This window comes from Streptomyces sp. NPDC002676, assembly GCF_053592455.1.
This window is the reverse complement of sequence record NZ_JBSFVT010000006.1, coordinates 449,809-469,310: the sequence shown is the minus strand read 5'-3', so window position 1 is coordinate 469,310 and position 19,502 is coordinate 449,809. Positions and strand designations below refer to the sequence as shown.

The 19,502-nt window shown below is 69.5% G+C and carries 14 protein-coding genes; all 14 read left to right on the top strand.

Annotated elements, in window-relative coordinates; all coding sequences use genetic code 11:
• Positions 1–30: 30 nt before the first annotated feature.
• The 14 genes from ACWD3E_RS20550 (at position 31) to pglX (ending at position 19,499) form a co-directional block, all read left to right on the top strand.
• A complete protein-coding gene (locus tag ACWD3E_RS20550; RefSeq protein WP_361292677.1) occupies positions 31–555 on the top strand; it encodes a hypothetical protein in 525 nt (174 codons plus the stop codon).
• Entirely contained in the window at positions 552–923 is a 372-nt protein-coding gene (locus ACWD3E_RS20545; RefSeq protein WP_451388962.1) for a DUF317 domain-containing protein, read from the top strand. Before ACWD3E_RS20550 ends, ACWD3E_RS20545 begins: the two co-directional genes overlap by 4 nt.
• 34 nt (positions 924–957) lie before the next feature.
• Entirely contained in the window at positions 958–2,751 is a 1,794-nt protein-coding gene (locus tag ACWD3E_RS20540) for a type IV secretory system conjugative DNA transfer family protein (protein ID WP_451388961.1), read from the top strand.
• Complete coding sequence (locus tag ACWD3E_RS20535) at positions 2,748–3,206, top strand: XF1762 family protein (RefSeq protein WP_451388960.1); 459 nt, start codon at positions 2,748–2,750, stop codon at positions 3,204–3,206. Before ACWD3E_RS20540 ends, ACWD3E_RS20535 begins: the two co-directional genes overlap by 4 nt.
• A gap of 190 nt (positions 3,207–3,396) precedes the next feature.
• Positions 3,397–3,984 (top strand): hypothetical protein, encoded by a 588-nt coding sequence (locus tag ACWD3E_RS20530; RefSeq protein ID WP_451388959.1) that lies wholly within the window; start codon positions 3,397–3,399, stop codon positions 3,982–3,984.
• A 193-nt stretch (positions 3,985–4,177) separates the two neighbouring features.
• The gene (locus tag ACWD3E_RS20525) at positions 4,178–4,648 is read left to right on the top strand and encodes a hypothetical protein (RefSeq protein ID WP_451388958.1); all 471 of its coding nucleotides are present in this window, start codon (positions 4,178–4,180) and stop codon (positions 4,646–4,648) included.
• Positions 4,645–5,487 carry a tryptophan synthase subunit alpha gene (locus ACWD3E_RS20520; protein WP_451388995.1) on the top strand — a complete coding sequence of 281 codons (843 nt, stop codon included), beginning with the start codon at positions 4,645–4,647 and terminating at the stop codon, positions 5,485–5,487. The genes ACWD3E_RS20525 and ACWD3E_RS20520 overlap by 4 nt, the downstream gene beginning before the upstream one ends.
• Entirely contained in the window at positions 5,480–5,956 is a 477-nt protein-coding gene (locus ACWD3E_RS20515) for a hypothetical protein (RefSeq protein ID WP_058082611.1), read from the top strand. Before ACWD3E_RS20520 ends, ACWD3E_RS20515 begins: the two co-directional genes overlap by 8 nt.
• Before the next feature lie 97 nt (positions 5,957–6,053).
• Complete coding sequence (locus ACWD3E_RS20510) at positions 6,054–6,917, top strand: adenine nucleotide alpha hydrolase family protein (protein ID WP_203349165.1); 864 nt, start codon at positions 6,054–6,056, stop codon at positions 6,915–6,917.
• Positions 6,914–8,185 carry a DNA cytosine methyltransferase gene (locus ACWD3E_RS20505; protein ID WP_451388957.1) on the top strand — a complete coding sequence of 424 codons (1,272 nt, stop codon included), beginning with the start codon at positions 6,914–6,916 and terminating at the stop codon, positions 8,183–8,185. Before ACWD3E_RS20510 ends, ACWD3E_RS20505 begins: the two co-directional genes overlap by 4 nt.
• Positions 8,185–9,303 (top strand): DnaB-like helicase N-terminal domain-containing protein, encoded by a 1,119-nt coding sequence (locus ACWD3E_RS20500; RefSeq protein WP_058082609.1) that lies wholly within the window; start codon positions 8,185–8,187, stop codon positions 9,301–9,303. Before ACWD3E_RS20505 ends, ACWD3E_RS20500 begins: the two co-directional genes overlap by 1 nt.
• Before the next feature lie 66 nt (positions 9,304–9,369).
• Positions 9,370–10,740, top strand: coding sequence for a DUF317 domain-containing protein (locus ACWD3E_RS20495; protein WP_451388956.1), 1,371 nt, complete (start codon positions 9,370–9,372; stop codon positions 10,738–10,740).
• Positions 10,741–11,001: 261 nt separating this feature from the next.
• Entirely contained in the window at positions 11,002–15,690 is a 4,689-nt protein-coding gene (gene pglW / locus ACWD3E_RS20490) for a BREX system serine/threonine kinase PglW (protein WP_451388955.1), read from the top strand.
• A gap of 62 nt (positions 15,691–15,752) precedes the next feature.
• A complete protein-coding gene (gene pglX / locus ACWD3E_RS20485; protein WP_451388954.1) occupies positions 15,753–19,499 on the top strand; it encodes a BREX-2 system adenine-specific DNA-methyltransferase PglX in 3,747 nt (1,248 codons plus the stop codon).
• Positions 19,500–19,502 lie beyond the last annotated feature (3 nt).

Genomic DNA, 19,502 nt, shown 5'->3' with positions numbered 1-19,502 from the left:
CGCGCCCTTCTCCGTCACCTCGACCATTACGTGAGCGACAGCAAGAAGATCCTCGACGCCTGGGACGCCTACTCCGACGAGCACACCGACCTCGACGGATGGCCCTACGACGACCACGCCTACGGAAGGCGCGCGAGCCAGCGCGACGCCGACACCGCCGAGGCATTCGAGCCGCTCCGGTACGGCGTCCGTCACCTGCTGGCCACGGCCGAAACGCAACTGGCCCACCTGCCGGAGACCAACGTGCAGAGCCGCTGGGTCTACCAGCTGGGCGTCCTGCGCGACGCACTCGACCGACTCGACGAACTGCACGAGCAATGGCTGGTCACCCGCGACGCCCTCCCCGCCACCGCCAAGCCCGGCACCCCGGACTTCGACGACGCACTCGCCGCACATCACGCCGAATCGTGGAGCTACCTCGACGACTGGGCCACCCACGGCAAGGCGCTCCGCGAGATCAACACGGCCGCCCGTAAAGCCCCTTCACCCCTGGCTCCCACACCGACACCGGCCCCGGCCACCGCGCCCGACCGGCGAGCTACGGCACGGAAGTGAGCACGCCCCCGACTCCCGAGACCGTCGAGGTCGACTTCATCACGCCGCGCCACCTGGTCGGCGGCGGTGCCCCCGCCTGGATCACCGTCCCCCTGCACCGTGCCTGCGGCTGGAGCCACGGCAACGACCCCCTGATGCCCCGCGTCCTGCTCTCCAGCGCGAACCAGAAGGCCCTCCTGCGCCTGGAACCCGACCCCGACGGACAGTGGTGGACCCTCAACCATGCGGCGGAGGCGGACCGGCCCGCCTGGTACGCGAGTTTCGGCGCCCGCATCCCGGTCGAACTCATCGCCGCCTTCAGCGACGTCCCGCCGGCAACTCCAGGCCCGCCGCGCCCGCCGCCGGCCAGGAACAGCCGCAGCCGCTGAATGCCCCGCCCCCGCCCGGAAGGCACGTAACTCTTTGCCCCCCACCTCCTCCAACAGTTCCACCGACGGGTACGACATCGTCCTGCGCCTCCTGATCGGAGTCGCAGCCGTCGTCGTCCCCCTGTCCCACCTCGCCTGGCTGTCCGGCAACATCACCGCCTACCTCACCGGAGGCGGCTGGGCGCCGTACCAGCCGACCACCGCCCTGCTCCACCCCCAGCGCCTCTGGCCCCACGCGGGAGAAACATCCCTGCTGATCGGGGCACGCATCGTTCCCGTTCTCCTCCTCCTGGCCCTCGGGACAACAGCGGGCATCCTGTGGGCCCGGCACAAGAACCGCAGCGGCGGCCGGAAGAAGAAGATCACCGGCATGGCCAAGGCCCGGGACATCGAACCGCTGATGGCCAAGGCGATCACCGACAAGGCCCGTTCCCTGCGCCCGAGCCTGAAGGACGCCAAGCACATCGAGGCCCGGGACACCGGCATCCTCCTCGGCAACCTGCAGAACACCAAGCACGAGGTGCGTATGGGCTACGAGGACGTGGCCGTCGCCATCATGGCGCCCCGCTCGGGCAAGACCACCTCGCTCGCGATCCCCTCCATCCTCGCCGCGCCCGGCCCGGTCCTGCTGACCTCGAACAAGGCCGCCGGCGATGCGTTCACCGCCACCTACGACGCCCGCGCCGCGGTGGGATGGGTGTGGTCGATGGACCCGCAGCAGATCGCGCACGCCGCACGCGAGATGTGGTGGAACCCCTTGGCGGACGCCAAAACGTTGGATGGCGCCGGGCGGCTGGCCGGCCACTTCCTCGCCGCCTCCGTGGACGCCTCCCAGCAGGGCGACTTCTGGTCCAAGGCCGGATCCAACATCCTCGCCCAGCTCTTCCTCGCCGCGGCCCTGGACGAGCGGCCGATCACCGACGTCATGCAGTGGCTGGCCTTCCCCGCCGACCGCACCCCGCTCGACATCCTCCGCGACCACGACTTCACCGCCGTCGCCGCCCAGCTCAAGGGCACCGTGGAAGGACCGCCGGAAACCCGGGACGGCATCTACGAGACCGCCCGCCAGTACGCCGCCGCGCTGCTCAACAGCGAGATCGCCGCCTGGGTCACCCCGCAGAAGAACGTCCCCGAGTTCAGGCCGTCCGAGTTCGTCACCTCCACCGACACCCTCTTCCTGCTCAGCAAGGACGGCGGAGGCGGAGCCTCGGCGCTGATCGCGGCGTGCGCCGACTCGGTGATGCGGGCCGCGACCGCCCAGGCCGAACGCGCCGGAGGACGCCTCGACCCGCCCATGCTCGCGATCCTCGACGAGGCCGCCAACGTGTGCAAGATCTCGGACCTTCCGGACCTGTACTCGCACCTCGGGTCGCGCGGCATCATCCCGATCACGATCCTGCAGTCCTACCGCCAGGGCCAGAAGGTCTGGGGGGACGCCGGCATGGACGCCATGTGGTCCGCCTCTACCGTCAAGGTCATCGGCTCCGGTATCGACGACCCCGACTTCGCGGACAAGCTGTCCCGCCTGATCGGCGACCACGACGTCGAGACCACCTCGACCTCGCACTCCGAGTCCGGCAAGTCGACCTCGGTGTCGATGCGACAGCAGCGGATCCTTCCCGCCGACGAGATCCGCGCCCTGCCCAAGGGCACGGCCCTCTGCTTCGCCACCGGTCTGCGCGCCGCCATGCTCGACCTGCGCCCGTGGTACCAAGAGCCCGGCGCGGCAGAACTGTCCGCGGCGTCCGACCGCGCATCCAAGGCGATCACCGCCCGGGCCATCGCCAAGCACGCACCGGTCCAGTCCGACTTCGGGCCCGCCGCGTGAGCGAATCGCGCCTGCACCTGGTGCCCGTCCGCTCTCGGGACGCCAAGGAGTTCGTCCGCCTCTGGCACCGGCACCACCCGCCGCCCGCCGGACAGATCTTCTCCCTCGGTGCCGCCGACGAGCCCAACATCCTGCGCGCCGTGGCCGTGGTCGGCCGCCCTGTCGCCCGCCACTTGGACGACGGCACCACCCTCGAAGTCACCCGCACCGCCAGTGACGGCACACGCAACGCCAACTCCCTGCCCTACGGAGCTGCTTGGAGAGCGGCCAAAGCGCTCGGATACCGGCGGCTGATCACCTATACGCAGGCAGGGGAGAGCGGAGCCTCGCTGCGCGGCGCGGGGTGGCGCGTCCTGGCCCACCGTCCTCCAAGGCCGGGCTGGCACACGCCGTCCCGGCCGCGGACGGACCGCGGAACCTCGCAGATCGCTCGCACACTGTGGCAAGCGCCCTGACAAGACACGCTCATCGGCACCTATGCATCCCACGAACGCGACGACATGACGTCCGTCAGCAGCGCTGGACGCGGTCATCACCGCGGCCGTCCCGCTCGGCAGGCGCGGTACCACCACGTGCAGGCTCGCCGGGCCCGCTGAAACAGCCACCAGATCCCGTTCCCCGATCCCCTGGACCACCGTGTCTCCTTTGGACATCCCCGATGTGTTCATCGGGTCCATCGACGACGGGCACACCTTCGTCATCATCAACCGCCGCATCCACGATGCCGACCGGCTGCTGACCGAGGCCGGGTACCTCGCCCGCGAGCACCTCGGCCGCACGCTCTACCTGCTCCCCCCGGGCACTGCCCAGGACGCGCACGATCGCGCCGGGGTCGCCATGTACGGGCTCCTGGCCCACACCCACGACCTGATCGATCTCTGCTGGACGACCCGCTGGAGCCCCGGCAGTCCCGTCGCCGATCCGGAGATTCGTTTCCACTTCTGTGACGGCACCGTGGCGGTGACGGCCAGGACCGCCGCCGCCCGTTCCCTCTTGGAACGGCACGGCTTCACCCCGAACGGCTCTTCCTATCGGCCGCCGGACGGACTAGACGAGCGCCGCCTGCTCGGCGCTGTGACAGCTGCCGAAACCCACGCCTACACCCACGGTCTCAGTGTCCGCGTCGACCTCGGCATCCCCACGCCGTCCGACATCCCTCCCGCTCCCCGCCGCCCGTCAGCTGCCGCCCCCGGCTCACCGACCACGCCTGCGGCCCGCCGTCGCACCCGCTGACCCCACGCGGGGGGTCGGGGTGTGAACGATCGTCGAGCCGCGGCCAAGGGCGCGCGGCGGTACACACCTTCGCACTCCAGCCGTTGACCGCTTTCCCTCTTGGAGTCTTGCCACGTCATCCGACACCCCGAGCGCGCATGACCTCGCCTGCGCGCTTGCCGACCAGATCCGCCCCGGCGCTGCTCCCCGTGACATGGCCGTCAGTTTCAGCGTCCGCCGACAGGCGGCAGCCAAGTACGATCACGGCTCCTGCGGCGGCCCCGTGACGGTCTTCGCCCAAGCACTGCACGCCCGCCTCTACGGCCTTCCCACGGACGACGATCCGCTGCCCACCGCCCTGGACGCGCTCCTGCAGGCCACTCACACCGCGACCGCCCCCGAGCAGCAGACCGCGATCCTGCAACAGCTCGCCGAGCAGCTACGCAACGCCACCGAGATCATCCAGCGCTACCAGTACCAGGCCCAATGGGACCGGCTCCCCGACAGCGTCGCCGAGCAGCTCCGGGACGCCCACGACCAGGCCGAGCAGGTCACCAAGACCCTCGACGCCGTCGCCCCCGCCTTCAGCAGCCAGCCCGCCGCGGCCGTGCCGCCTGCCGCGCAACCGCGCCACACCGCCAGCCCACCCGCGCCCACGACTCCACCGGCCGGGCGCCGCCGCTGACCTCCGGCGACAGCCCACCCGCCGGGAAAGGCAGGCTCCAACCTGGCCACCGCCGATCCCCTCCACACCCGCCTCACCCAAGGACCCCGTGCGCTGGGCGTGTTCGTCCCCGCCGGCCTGTACCCGGCAACCGCACAGCGCCAGCACCTCGACCAGCTCGCGCAGGCAGGTGCCGACCTGTTCGAGGTCGGCCTGCCCACCGAGGACGCCGCCTCGACGGCCCCGTCATTCAGACCGCCTACCACCGCGCCCTGCGCAGCGGAAACGCCCTCGACCACGCCGTGCGCGCCGTCGAACACGCCGCCAGCCTCCGGCCGACCGTTGTCATGACCTACTGGGAGCCCGTGAGCCGCCACGGCCCCGCGTACGTGGCCCGCCTGTTCGCCGACGCCGGCGCCGCCGGCGTGATGATCGTCGACCTGCCCGCCCACCAAACGGCCCGCTGGCACAAAATCGCACGAGCGACGGGCCTTCGCACCCCACACCTCATCCCGCGCACCACCCCTGACCCCCTCCTCCCGGCCGCGGTCGCCGGCGCCTCCGGATGGCTCTACGCACCCGCCACCACGGCCCCCACCGGCTACCGAGGCCCGCTCGACATCCCCGGACTCGCCGACTTCACCCAGCGCCTACGCGCCGCGAGCCCACTGCCCGTGGTCTCGGGAGTCGGGATCTCCACCCCAGCCCTCGCCGCACGCGTCGCCCCGCTGGTGGACGCCGTCGTCATCGGCACCCCCGTCGTTCGCGCCCTGGCCACCGACCCTGCCCAAGCCCCGGACCTGACGGCCGCGTTCGCCCGAGCCCTGCACCCGACCACCCTCACGGAGACCCGTGCCTGATCGCTCTGATCGCTCCACCCTGACCGAGGCCCTCGACCGGATCGTGGCCGACGCCCTTGTCCTGCACCGAGCCCTGCGCACCAACGCCATCGGCCACGCGCACGCACTGGCCGCGCGGATCAACGACGCCCAAGACCTCGCCAGCGCCGCCCTGCGGCTGTTCCTCGACCTCGCCCAGCACACGCCGCACACCACGGCCGGGAAGCTGCTGCTCCTCGACCACATCGCGCAGATCGCCAAGGCCGCCCAGGACGCAAGCGCCGAACTGACCGCAGCCCTCGCCCGCGCCGTGGAGAACCAACGCCGCCGAGCCAACGCCACGAAGGGGCCGGCCATCCTCATCCGCCCCTCACCACAGCAGTTCATCGAGTCGGCCACCGACCTCCTCGACCGCATCCCCACCCTCCACCACGCCATACACCGCGACCGGCTAATCCCGCCCAGCCGGCTGACGCACCAGCCTCATTGAGGGCGCGCCCCCATTTTCCCCATCTCCAGGACAGACCATTTCAGATCAGCCTCAATTCCGTGCCCTTTCCCTGGGCGCGGGAGTTCAGTCCAGCACCCTGCTCGCCCTTTCCGCCGAAGGGATCCTCCCGAAGGTCGACTACGCGATATTCGCCGACACCGGATGGGAACCCAAAGCCGTTTACGCTCACCTGGACCGACTGGAACAGGAGATAGCCAAGCCCGCCGGCATACCGGTCCTCCGCGTCTCAGCCGGAAACATTCGCAGCGACGCCCTAAATCCGGACCACCGCTTCGCCTCCATGCCCCTGCACATCCTGAACAAGGACGGGCGGCCCGGCATGACCCGCAGGCAGTGCACCGGCGAATACAAGGTGAAACCAATAAAGCAGAAGGTACGCGAACTCCTCGGACACCCCTACCCCTCGCGCATACCCAAGGGCGTGTTCGTTGAGCAGTGGGTGGGGATCTCCACCGACGAGTTCCACCGCGCCAAAGACGCCGACGTGAAATACATGCGCAACCGGCATCCACTCCTGGACCTTGGCTGGAGCAGAGCGGACTGCGTTCGTTACCTGACCTCGCTCGGGCTGGCGAAGACACCGAAATCGAGCTGCCTGGGATGCCCGTTCCACGGAAATGCGCAGTGGAGGCACATCAGGGACACATCCCCTTCCGAGTGGGCGGACGTCGTCGAATTCGATGCGGCCATCCGGCAAGGCAATGCCCGCGCCAACGCCTCGGGCAGCCGACTGCTCGGCGAGGCGTTCCTGCACCGCTCCCGCGTCCCGCTGAGCCAGGCGCCGATCGACCACGTCACCGCCGCCGAACGGGCAGCACTGCGCATAGACGCGGACGAAGCCGACGCGCTGGAGAACGGCGTCGTGGACGGCTGCTCCCCCTGGGCGTGCCGCGGGGACACGGACGTTCTCACCCGCGACGACTTCGGGCTGGCCACGTGATACTCGACCTCTTCGCGGGGCCGGGCGGCTGGAGCAGGGCACTGGGCGTCTTCGGTGTGCGCGACGTCGGCCTGGAATGGGACGAATGGGCCTGCAAGACGCGAGTGGCCGCCGGGCAGTTGACGATCCGGACCGACGTGGCCATGTATCCGACGTGGCCCTTCCTCGGCCGCACGCGCGGGCTGATCGCCTCCCCGCCGTGCCAGGGATGGAGCATGGCCGGCAAACGCCTCGGCCTGCTCGACCAGCCGCTGGTGCACACGGCAGTGGAGGACCTCGCCGCCGGACGCGACACCCGCGAGCGCCTCCTCGCCGCCTGCCGCGATGAGCGCTCCCTACTCGCGGCCGAGCCGATGCGCTACCTGCATGCCCTGAACACGGTCGGCGAGCCCGAGTGGGTCGCGATGGAGGAAGTGCCGGAGGTCCTGCCGCTGTGGAAGCAGTACGCGGCCGTTCTGCGGTCCTGGGGGTTCTCGGTCTGGTACGGGATCCTCAACGCCGCCGACTTCGGCGTTCCACAGACGCGCAGGCGAGCGATCCTGCTCGCCTCCCGGGTCCGTACGGCACAGCCTCCCGCCCCCACGCACGCCCAGGTCGCCGAGCCTGACTCGCTGTTCGGTCCGGGCCGCGCCCGCTGGGTCAGCATGGCAGAGGCCCTGGGATGGGGCGCGACTGACCGGCCCGTTCCCACCGTCTGCGCCGGCGGCGGGCCCGGCGGCGGACCCGAACCGTTCCCTTCGGGCTCCCGCAAGTCGCTCTCCGACGCCCGGGAGCGCGGCACCTGGATGCCCAGGCCGGACGGTGTTCTCCTGCAGTCCCGCCGCGAAGGAACTGGCTGGAAGGCACGGCACGGCGCACGGCAGAACCGTGCCGCCGACGCTCCGGCGCCGACGTTCACCGCCGATGCCCACCGCTGGTCCTGGTCCCTGCGCAGCAACAACCAGGCCAACGCCACCGTCCGCCCGCTGTCCGAGCCGGCGGGCACGCTGTTCTTCGGGCACCGCGCGAACGAGTGCACCTGGGTCGCCGAACCAGCCTCGCCTCCGACCGACGACACGGACACGTCGGCGGTGCCGGAGCCGATCCGGATCACCGCCCGCGAGGCCGGCCTCCTGCAGACCTTCCCCGCCGATTACCCCTGGGCCGGCAACAAGGGCCAGCAGTTCTCCCAGATCGGCAACGCCGTGCCCCCGTTGCTCGCCGGCCACCTCCTCGCCCCGCACCTCGGCGTCACCCTCGACCCCGACGACTTCACCCTCGCAGCCTGATGCCCCACGTCCCCGAACCCGAAGAAGACGACCTCGACGCCATCGCACCGCCGCAGCCGGTATTCCACGTCGAACAGGCCCTCCTCGGCGCCCTTCTCCTGGATCCACACCGTCTCAGCGACGTGACCGGCATCGCCGCCGACTCCTTCTCCACCCCCGCGCACGCTGCCCTGTTCGCCGCCATCAGCACCTTGCCTCCGCCCGACCCCGCCGAGCACGCGAAGAACACCAAGTGGCTCGACCAAGTGCTCGCCACGGGGCGCGAGCAGGCGCGCGGACTGACCGCCTCCTACCTGCACACCCTCGTCCAGGTCTGCCCCTGGCCCCGCCATGCACCGGCCTACGCCAGGATGGTCGAGGCCGAACACGCCCGCCGGCGCCTGCAGACGGCCGCCGAACGCCTCACCCAGATTGTCAACGACGCGTCCCTCCCGCACCCAGTCGAGACAGTGCTCGCCGAGGCCGACGCGCTCGCCGCGGTCGTGGACGACATCACGAGCCGCTTCCCGCCGCGCGCCGGAGTGCTCCCCCGCACCGCGGCACCGCCGCCGGCCATCACCACCGACCACACCGAGGCAGCCGAGGAGGAGCAGCTGCTCCTCGCGACCGCCACCGCCCACCCCGCCGACATCGAGTCCGTCCGGTGGCTGCTCCCCGACGACCTGACCCGGCCCCTGCACGCCGGCCTGTGGCAATGCCTGACCGCCCTGGCCCGCCGCCGCGAGCCCGTCGACCCCGTCACCGTCCTATGGGAAGCCCAACAGCGCGGCCTGCTCGACAACGCGAGTGAACCCAGCAAGGTGCTCCGCCTGCTGGCCGAACCGGCCGGATCCGTGGAGCACTGGGCCGAACGCGCCCTGCAGCGCTCCCTCCTAGCCACCGCCGACCACGCCGGCCGGCGCATCTCGGCGTACGCAGGAGACCCGGCGAACACCCCGTTCCAGCTTGTGGTCGGCGCCCGCCGCTCCCTCGCCGACATCAGGGCCGTGCGCACCCGCTGGCAGCACGCCACCGGAACTGTCCCGCCACCACGGCCGCGGCCGGCACCTGCCACTCGCGCCGGTCCGCCGACCACGACGGCCGCTCACGCCGCCCGCGCCGCGCGAGCAACCCGATAGCACCCCGCACACGCCGGTGGCCGGACCCGAAGGCCCGGCCACCGGCAGAAGAGACGACACCCCCACGTGACTCCCCCTATCGACGCCCACGTCCGCCTCGACACCCACCCCACCCATCCCAGCGCCGTGACCGCCGTCCTGACCGGCAGTCAGGCCCGCATTGCTCTCATGGCTCTGGAGGCAGCCGACTGGACCGTCGCAGCCGACAACGTCCTGGTCCTGGCCCGCATCGACCACGAGGAGCCCTACTGGGCCAGGGACGCAGCCAAGCACCTGTCCGCCGACGGCATCACCGTCGAAATCACCCCTCGACTCCGGGAGGCCATGGACGAGGAATGGACCTGGGCGAACTATCCGATGCCGTGGTGCACCCGCAGCGAGATCCGCGAGGTCTCCAACCAGGCGCAGAAGATCCACGACGACATCCGCCACGGCCATCTCCTCATCCACGCACACGCCCACGACGGCCACACCACCGTCGCGGTAGGCACGTACCTCCACCGGGGCGGCAAGTCCGTCTACCTCCACGGCGAGGACCACCTGCGCCAGGTCGCCGACACCTTCGACTCACCCACTCAGGCCCTGCTCGCCTTCGAGAAGGTCCACGGCACCGACATGCGCCCCGGTCCGGCACCTCTGACCGACGCCGAGCGCGCCGCCGTCGAGGCCCGCGCCACCTTGGACCTCGGTGCAGCGAAACCCGGGCCTCACCGCCCGGAGCCGGAGACTGTCCCCGTCTACCTGGCCGATGCCGGCAACCACGACGCCCTCCTCGACTCCTTCCTCGACAGGCACGGCGAGTTCGAGAAGTGGCGGACCTGGTCAGATGACACGACCCACGCCATCCACGAGTCGCAGACCCTGCGCATCGAGCGCGTCCACGAGACCCCGGCCCACGAGACCGCCTGGACCGTAGCGGCCTATGAGACGCCCGTCTCCGACCGCATGTGGGTCCTCACCGCGACCGGCGCCACCCCCGCCCCGGTGCTGCAGGATCTGCTCACCCACCTCGCTGACGGCGACGGCTGGGACACGACCACCGGCGTCCCGGTGGACGAGAAGATGGTCACCGCGGCCACCCAGCCGCTCTCCGACGCCGGATGGAAGCACACCGTGGACGGGCGATGGATCCGCTGGACATCCCCCGACGGGAACGTGGGCGTCCAGTTCGACGCCTTCACAGCACAACACCCGAATCAGAACCTGGCCACCTGGACCGTCTGGGCCGGCCCCGGACCGGACCGGCCCACCTGGGCCATCACCGCGTCCCCGCACACCCCGAGTTCACTGCTGGCCGGCCTCGCCGAAACCCTCGCCCACGAGACCGGCACGCACCAGGCACAGCCTGCGGGCCGCGAACACAGGACCAGCCTCGCTACCAGTCCCCCGGCCACGCCCATGTTTACGGCCGACCCAGCCGTCAGCCGTTCACGCTGATCATTGGCGCACACGAGCGCGGCAACGTAGCGCGGGATCGCCGGTTGGTAAAACCGGCGATCCCGCGCACATTCGTTCGCGGCGCACTCTGCCCCGTTCCATCAACGCCGGGTCTGGGATTCCGCGGCCTCGGTCGTAGCACGCTCAGGCCGCTCTTGATGTCAGTGACACCCTTTAGGATTCGGTCCGAGGGTTGAGCTGTGCTTCCTGAACGCAGCGGCAGGAACTACGGCAGGCTTACAGACACGGACGGGGAGCCGCATGCTGGAAGACCGGTGGACGACGGTCACCGAGTCCGAGTATGAGCACGAGCGCCGTGGTCTTGAGGCGATCCGCCGACGTCTGCCAGATGAGGAGCCGTGGCGTGCCTGGACGAACTTCATGTTCACCGCGAACAGCGGGCACGTCCGTGAGGTCGATCTTCTGGTGGTAGCGCCGGCCGGGGTCTTCCTGGTCGAGTTGAAGGACTGGCACGGCTCGGTCCACGGCGGCGGCAACGACTGGGTGCAGACCACGCCCAGCGGGACCAGCCGTCGGCACGGCAATCCGCTGCACCTGGCGAACCGGAAGGCCAAGGAGCTGTCGGGCCTGATCAACGGCGTCTCCGGTCGGCCCGCGCACCGAACGAAGATCTGGGTGGGTGAGGCTGTCTGCTTCACGGACGACAAGCTTCAGGTGAACCTTCCGGCTGCCGACATGAACGGCGTGTTCACGGTCAAGCAGCTGGTGGAGATGCTGGCCGTGCCGCCGGGAGACGCCCGCTACCAGATCACAGCCGAGGCATCCCGCTTTGTCGATGCAGCCCTGAAAAAGCTCCGTATCGCACCGATCCGCCGCCAGTACGAGGTGGGCTCCTACCTCCTAGAGGCGAAGGCGTTCGACTCCGGGCCGTCCTGGGCCGACTATCTGGGACGCCATTCCCAGCTGCACGATCTGGCACGGGTGCGGGTCTTCCTCCGTGAACGTGGTGCCTCCGACGACGAGCGGCGCTCGGTGGAGCGTGCCGCCGCCCGCGAGGCATCGGTACTCAGCCGTTTTCGTCATCCCGGTGCGGTACAGCTGAAGAATTATCTGCCGTCGGGGCATCCCGCCGGGCCCGCGATCCTCTTCGACTACCACCCGGAGACGCTGCGCCTGGACGATTACCTGGTCCAGCACGGTGAGGGTCTCGATCTGCAGGGGCGCCTCGCGCTGGTGCGGCAGCTTGCCGAGACGGTGCGCTCCGCGCACTCCCGGCGGGTCCACCACCGCACGCTGTCGGCGCACGCGGTGCATGTGATTCCGCGCGACCGCGGTCCAATCGGGCGGGAGCTTGGCGAGGAGCAGCGCTGGCTGCGTCCGTGGACGCAGATCGCGGATTGGCAGATCGCCACTGGGCAAAGCTCCAGCCGCGGCCGGCCGCTGACCCTGGCTCCGACTAACGTGACGGGGTTCCATGTCGCCGAGCAGGCTGATCCCTATCTGGCTCCGGAGCTGAGGATTCCGAAGGCCGATCCGGTGCGCCTCGATGTGTACGGGCTCGGCGTGCTCACCTATCTGCTGGTGACCGGGCAAGCGCCTGGCGCGAGCCAGAGCGAGGTCATGGCACGTCTGGAGGCCGGCGAGAGTCTGCGTCCCAGCGCGCTCGTCGACGGTCTCAATCCGGACATCGACGATCTGGTGGAGGCTTCCACCGCGTACGAACCGGGTCGGCGTCTGTCCACGGTCGACGACTTCCTGGAGATGCTGGAGTACGTCGAGCAGGCATTCGTCGAGGAGGTCCCGGGCGGCGGGGATGCGGCTGCAGTCGCGGGCGGGGACGGCGGTTCACCCGCAGGCGTGGGCGAGGAAAGATCCGAGCCGGAGAAGGACCCGCTGGAGGCCGTGGCCGGGGACGTGCTGGCCGGACGCTGGGAGGTCGTGCGCCGCCTCGGTACAGGCTCGACCGCGCGGGCCTTCCTGGTGCGGGATCTGGAGGGCGAGCCTCGGCGCAGCGGCAGCCTGCCGGTGGCAGTGCTGAAGGTCGCGCTGAGCGAGGCCAAGCATGCTGTCCTGGATCGTGAGGCGGAGGTCCTGGGCCGGATCCACAGGGACTCCAGCATCATTTCGCTGTACGAGCCGCAGCCCCTGACATTGGCTGGGCGCCGGGTCCTTGTCCTGGAGTACGTGGGCGACAGCCGGGAGCTGAAGGACGAGGACGGCAGTGCGAGTAAGGGGCCGCGCCGCAGGGAGGACACCGTTGCCCGCCAGCTGCGGGACAACGGCCGCTTGGGCATGGACCAGCTGGAGGCGTACGGGAAGTACCTCTTCGGTGCTGTGGAGCACTTGGAGGCGGAGGGGATCTGGCACCGGGATCTGAAGCCGGACAACATCGCGATCCGGGTCCGCCCCAACGGCACCCGTCAGCTGGTGCTGATCGACTTCTCGCTCGCCGGGTACCCGGCGAAGGAGATCGAGGCGGGCACCGAGGGCTATCTCGACCCGTTCGTGGGCGTCATCACGCGCGGCTCGTACGACGGGCACGCCGAGCGGTATGCGCTGGCCGTGACGCTGCATGAGATGGCGTCGAACGAGCTGCCCCGCTGGGGTGACGGCTCGGTCACGGCCCGGCAGACGGATGCGAAGGAATGGCCGTACCCGCAGCTGGCGGCAGACGCCTTTGAGCCGGCCGTCCGGGACGGCCTGGTGGCGTTCTTCCGTAAGGCGCTGGCCCGAGATGTGAAGGACCGCTTCCCGGATCTCAAGCCGATGGAGCGTGCCTGGCAGCGGATCTTCCTGGACGCACAGCAGACCACGGCGCCGAGCACCGGTCACGGTGAGAAGTCGGGGCGCGGGGCGAAGGGCGGCACCGACGCGGTTGCCGGGTCGGCGGCGCAGCCGCGGATCGGGCGGGAGGACGACGACGTCTCTGCCGAGCAGGTCCGCGACCAGCAGGCCGAGCGCGCCGACCGGAACACGCCGCTGTCGGTGGCGGGTCTGACGGTCGCAGCGCAGTCGCAGCTGTTCGCGATGGGGCTGAACACCGTCGGGGACGTCTTGGAATACTCGGCGAAGAAGTTCCTCACCGCGCCGGGCATGGGCTCGCGCACCCGGGAGGAGATCCAGCGCCGGCAGAAAGAGTGGAACGCACGCCTGGGCAAGGCGGCTCCCGCGCCACTCAGCGCGGAGGCCCGCAAGGCGGCGGGCCAGGAGCTCTCCGACCTGGAGCGGGCGGTCGCAGAGTCGGTCGCCGCCGACGGGGACGGCGCCGACCCGCAGGTGCTGGGCGGCCTGAGCCTGGACGCCCTCGCCGCCCGTCTCGTACCGAAGCCATCCAGCGGTAGTGCCCGCTCCAATGCCAAGGAGCGCGAAGCAATCCGGCTGCTGCTGCGGCTGCCCGATGAGACAGGGACGCTGCCCGGGGGCCTGGCCTGGGTCCGGCAGCGGGACGTCGCCGATGCGGTGGGCCTGACCGCGGGCCGGATCCCGCAGATCGTGAAGAAGGCGCGCGAGCGCTGGTACAAGGACGCGGCCCTGGGGCTGCTGCGTGAGCAGGTGGTGGAGCTTCTGGCTGAGCGCGGCCGGGTGGCCCCGGTGATCGAGCTCGCCGACGCCCTCATCGCCCGGCGCGGCACCCAGCACGTGGAGCGGCGCGACCGGCGTGCACTCGCCCTGTCGCTGCTGCGTGCGGTGGTCGAACGAGAGAGTTACGACAACGAGTCCCCGCCGCTCTTCCGCTACTTCCACGCCCGCATGCCCAAGGGCGCCGATCCGGTACTCGGCCTGCTCGCCCTGGATGTCCGGGAGGACGTGGACGGCCCGGACACCCCGGCGCTGCCCGCCCTGCAGGAGTACGCGCTGAACCTGGGCATGCGGGCCGACCGGCTCGCGGCGCTTGAGTCCCTGCCGACGGCGAGCACGGTCCTCACCGAGCTGGACGCGGTGCGACGGCCACCGGGCAGCCTGGGCTGGGACGAGCGGCGCACGGCCGAGATCGCGGTCGCCGCCTCCACCCGGGCCGCGCTCACCCCGCGGTTGGAGATCTACCCGCGCGACCTGGACCTGGTGCGTGCGCTGCGGATCACCCAGGCCGGCGTGGTCGCCGTGCAGCCGGGCGTCGAGGAGGAGCGGCAGCCGGGCCTGACGGTGGACGCGCTGCACAAGCGGGTCGCCACCCGCTTCCCCGACCTGGGCACCGATCCGCTGGCGTCGCGCGAGCTGCCCACGGGCAGCGCCTTGGTCCGCGCCCTGAAGCAGGCCGGCTTCGACCTGAAACTGGCCACCCGCTACGACAAGGTGCTCCGGCTCATCCCGGATCGCCCCTCCGGGGACGCCACGGCTGGGCTGACCTCGGCGAGCTGGGGTGCCTCGGCGGCTCGCCGCTCCGCCCCAACCCAGTACGACGCGGACGCGGCCGTCGCCGCTGCCGTCAAGGCTGAGCAGCGACTTATGCACTCGGCGCGGCAGGACGGCTTCCGGGTCCTGACCGTGCCCCAGCGGCGGGCCGAGGACGCGGTGCGGCGGCTGGCCGGCGAGCCGTACGGGGCTCGGCCGGTGTCGGTGACCGGACTGTTCGTGGCCGAACTGCGCGGTGTCGTGGGCGAGGCTGCCCGTCCGACCTGGGAGACCGTCCTCAAGGCGGACGCCGCCGAGCCGGGCAGCCGGGCCCATCAGCAGCTGCGCATACGCACCGACAAGGCGTGGGGGCGGATCGAGCCGCGGCTGCGGGAGCGGCTGGCGGAGGCCGATGGTCCGCTTTTGCTTACCGACACTGCGGTGCTGGCCCGCTACGACGCGCTCGACCTGCTCGGGCGCCTCGCGGAGGAGGCTCGGCAGGGCGGCAGCCCGCTGTGGCTGCTCGTCGCCCAGTCCGATCCGGCACGGGCGCCGCGGTTGGCCGGGCAGAGTGTTCCGTACCAGGCGGGGTTCGACGAGTGGATCGTTGTGCCTGACGCCTGGGTCGCGCGCAAACACCTCGAGCCGGACGCCTGACCCGCCCCTCCTCCTAACCCGATCTTCTTCAGTCCCTTCGCCTTTTTCCTCAGGAGCCGTTCGTGATCGACCGCCAGAGCCTCCTCGCCGACCTGCAGAAGCAGGTCAAGGCGGCAGAGACCGATCTGGAACAGCAGGTCAAAGCCGTCCCCGAGGTCGGAACGCGGCTGCGCGGCGAGTATGAGCAGGCCCGGAAGCTGGGCCGTACGTCGGCGACGTGGAACGCCTGGCTCGGCGAGCGGATCACCCAGGTCGCGGTGGCCTGGGTGCTCGGCACGGTCTTCGTGCGGTTTAGCGAGGACAACCGGTTGATCGCCGAGCCCTACATCACCTCCCCCGACGTGGCAGGGCGGGAGACCGCCCAGGCGCGGTTCGAGGAGTACCTGGAGAAGGACACCAACCCGACATATCGCGGATGGCTGGAGACAGCGTTCGCCGAACTGGGCGCCGGGCAAGCCGGGCGGCTGCTCTTCGACCGCGACCACAACCCGCTCTACCAGATCCCGCTTTCGCACGATGGCGCAGGCGCGTTGCTCGCGTTCTGGCGGGAGCAGCGCACCGACGCGGGCAACGGGAACGAAGGCGAGGGCAGGCCGGTCCTCGTGCACGACTTCAGTGACCCGCTGAGCGAGGACGGCACCGAGGGCTGGGACACCCGATTCCTGGGCGACCTGTACCAGGATCTAAGCGAGGCGGCCCGCAAGACGTACGCGCTGCTGCAGACGCCGGAGTTCGTGGAGGAGTTCATCCTCGACCGGACGATGACCCCGGCAGTGCGGGAGTTCGGCTTCGAAGAGCTGAAGATGATCGACCCGACCTGCGGGTCCGGCCACTTCGTGCTCGGCGCATTCCGGCGGCTTGTGCGGATGTGGGCTGAGCAGCGGCCCGAGATTGACGCTTACGAGCGGGTGCGAGCGGCCCTGAACTCGGTCCACGGGGTGGACCTCAACCCGTTCGCAGTCGCAGTGGCCCGTTTCCGGCTCCTGGTCGCGGCGATGGCCGCGAGCGGCATGCGCACCTTCGAAGAGGCGCGGCGCTACGAGTGGCCCATCCAGCTCGCGGTGGGCGACTCGCTCATCAAGGACCGGCAACTGGAGCTGCAGTTGGGGCTCACCCTTGAGGGGGAGGACGGCAGCGCAGCCGGTGACCCGCTCGCTGACTTCTCGTACGCAACAGAGGACGTGCACGAGTATCCCGGCATCCTAGTGCAGGGGCGCTACCACGTGGTGGTGGGCAACCCGCCATACATCACGGTCAAGGACAAGCAGCTCAACCAGCTGTACAAGGATCTATACAGCGCTTGCAAACTGCAGTACGCGCTATCCGTGCCTTTCGCCCAGCGGTTTTTCGAATTGGCTAGACAGGGCGGAAGCGCCGGAAACGGCTACGGCATGGTCGGCCAGATCACAGCGAACTCCTTTATGAAGCGGGAGTTCGGCACCAAGCTCATCGAGGAGTATTTCGCCCACAAAGTCGAACTCACCGAAGTGATCGACACGTCGGGAGCATACATCCCGGGGCACGGGACACCGACGGTGATCCTCGTCGGACGACCGAGGGAAGGATCTAAGCGACAAGCGACGATCCGAACTGTACGCAGCGTTCAGGGCGAGCCCTCGGCACCGTTCAATGCTGAGGAAGGACTGGTGTGGACAGCAATCGTCCAGCAGATCGAGGAACCGGGATCTGTCAGTCAGTGGGTTTCCGTCGGGGACCTCGATCGCAACCGATACTTCGCCAAACAGCCTTGGGTGCTCGCAGACGGTGGACAAGAGATGCTCGGGAATCTCGAGGAAGCAAAAGCGAGGCGTTTGGGCGAATTGTGCCGCTCGATTGGACGGTATACACATACAGGTAACGACGCCGCGTATTTCAGCCCAGTTGGGACTTGGTCGCGTTTCGGAGTAAGCCCTGAACACATCACCCCACTTGCCGAAGGCGACTCCGTTCGGGATTGGGAGATCTCAGTTACCACGGAGTCAGTATTTCCATATCGCAGAAGTGACCTCAAAGCCGAGCTTTCAGCCGATATTTCACGCCACCTCTGGGTTCATCGCACAATGCTGCGTGAGCGACGGGAGCCAGGGGGAACGCATGAGGAAATTGGGCTCACATGGTATGAGTGGAGCCGCTGGCACCCGGAACGATACTCCGTCCCGCTGGGAATCTCCTTTGCTTTCGTGGCCACACACAATCATTTTGCCCTGGACCGAGGCGGCAAAGTATTCAAGCAGTCCGCTCCTGTGATCAAGTTGCAGAAGGGTGCGACGGAGGAGGAGCATGTGCAGCTACTTGGGCTGCTCAATAGCTCCACTGCCGGATACTGGATGCAGATGGTAAGCCAGAACAAGGCGGGGGCTGACAACAACAGCGGGGGTGGCAACCGATGGACACCGGCCCAATTCATGGAAAGGTACGAGTTCACCAGCACGAAACTCCAGGAGTTCCCACTCCCCGCTGAATACCCCACCGCCCTCGCCACTGAGCTGGACGCTCTCGCCCGGCAGCTCTCTGCGGCGACCCCCGCCGCCCTCGCTACCGCAACCGTCCCCACCGCCTCTGCTCTCCGAAATACCCAAGCCCAGTACAATTCCGCCCGTGCCCGGATGATCGCCCTCCAGGAGGAGCTGGACTGGCAGGTCTACTCCCTCTACGACCTGCACTCCGAGGATCTGCGCCTGGCCGATGCCTCCGCCGTGCCCGAACTCGCCCTAGGTGAGAGAGCCTTCGAGATCGTGCTGGCTCGCCGAGCCGCCGCCGGCGAGGCCAGCGACGAATGGTTCAAGCGCCTCGGGTCCACCCCGATCACGGAAATCCCCGAGCACTGGCCCGCCAACTATCGGGCGGTCGTGCAGAGGCGGATCGAGGCCATCGAGTCGAACCGCGCCATCGGCATGGTGGAGCGTCCCGAGTACAAGCGGCGCTGGGCCACCGATGGCTGGGACACGATGCGGCAGAATGCGCTGAAGTCCTGGCTCCTCAACCGGGTCGAGGATCGCGCGTACTGGTTTGATGCTAGCGGCAACCCCACCGTCACCACCCTCGCCCGCCTCGCCGAGAACCTGTCTGCCGACGAGGACTTCGCGTCGGTCGCCGAGTTGTACGCGCCCCGGCAGGATCTCGTAAAAACCGTACGGGAGCTCCTGTCCGAGGAGCACGTGCCGTTCCTGTCTGCACTGCGGTACAAGCCGACCGGGCTGAGGAAGCGCGCCGACTGGGAGCAGGTTTGGGAGTTGCAGCGAGAGGAGGACGCGGCGCCCGACGAGCCCGCCAAGCGGAAAGTCCGTCAGCGGACACCCTTGCCGCCGAAGTACACCTCAGCGGACTTCCCGAAGCACAGCTTCTGGCGAGCGCGCGGCAAGCTCGACGTGCCCAAGGAGCGGTTCGTGTCGTATGGCACGGTAAGCGCGCAGTCGCCGGAGCTGTACGGGTGGGCCGGCTGGGATCACCTGGAGCAAGCCCTCGCGCTCGCCTCGTACATCCAGCAGGCTGGGCTCAGCGACGACGACCTCGTGCCTTACCTGGCCGGGCTGCTTGAGCTGCAGCCGTGGCTGGAGCAGTGGTATAGCGAATACGACCCGGAGTTCGGGGCGTCGCCGGCTGCCGAGATTCTGGCTTTTAGGCAGCAGAAGCAGGGTGAGCTCGGGCTGACCGACGATGCGCTGCGGGCCTGGCGTCCGTCCGCCGCCAGCCGTGGATCCGGCGCGCCGAAGAAGCGCGCGAGCTCGAAATCCGCCATCCAGACGTCCATCGCGGACGCCGACACGGACACCGTCACCGTTGCCGTCAGCGGCGCAGAGTCCGCCTGAGCA

Coding starts and splice junctions, on each gene's coding strand:
- pglW (WP_451388955.1), top strand. CDS start 11,002: ATGCTGGAAGACCGGTGGACGACGGTCACCGAGTCCGAGTATGAGCAC.
- ACWD3E_RS20500 (WP_058082609.1), top strand. CDS start 8,185: ATGCCCCACGTCCCCGAACCCGAAGAAGACGACCTCGACGCCATCGCA.
- ACWD3E_RS20525 (WP_451388958.1), top strand. CDS start 4,178: ATGGCCGTCAGTTTCAGCGTCCGCCGACAGGCGGCAGCCAAGTACGAT.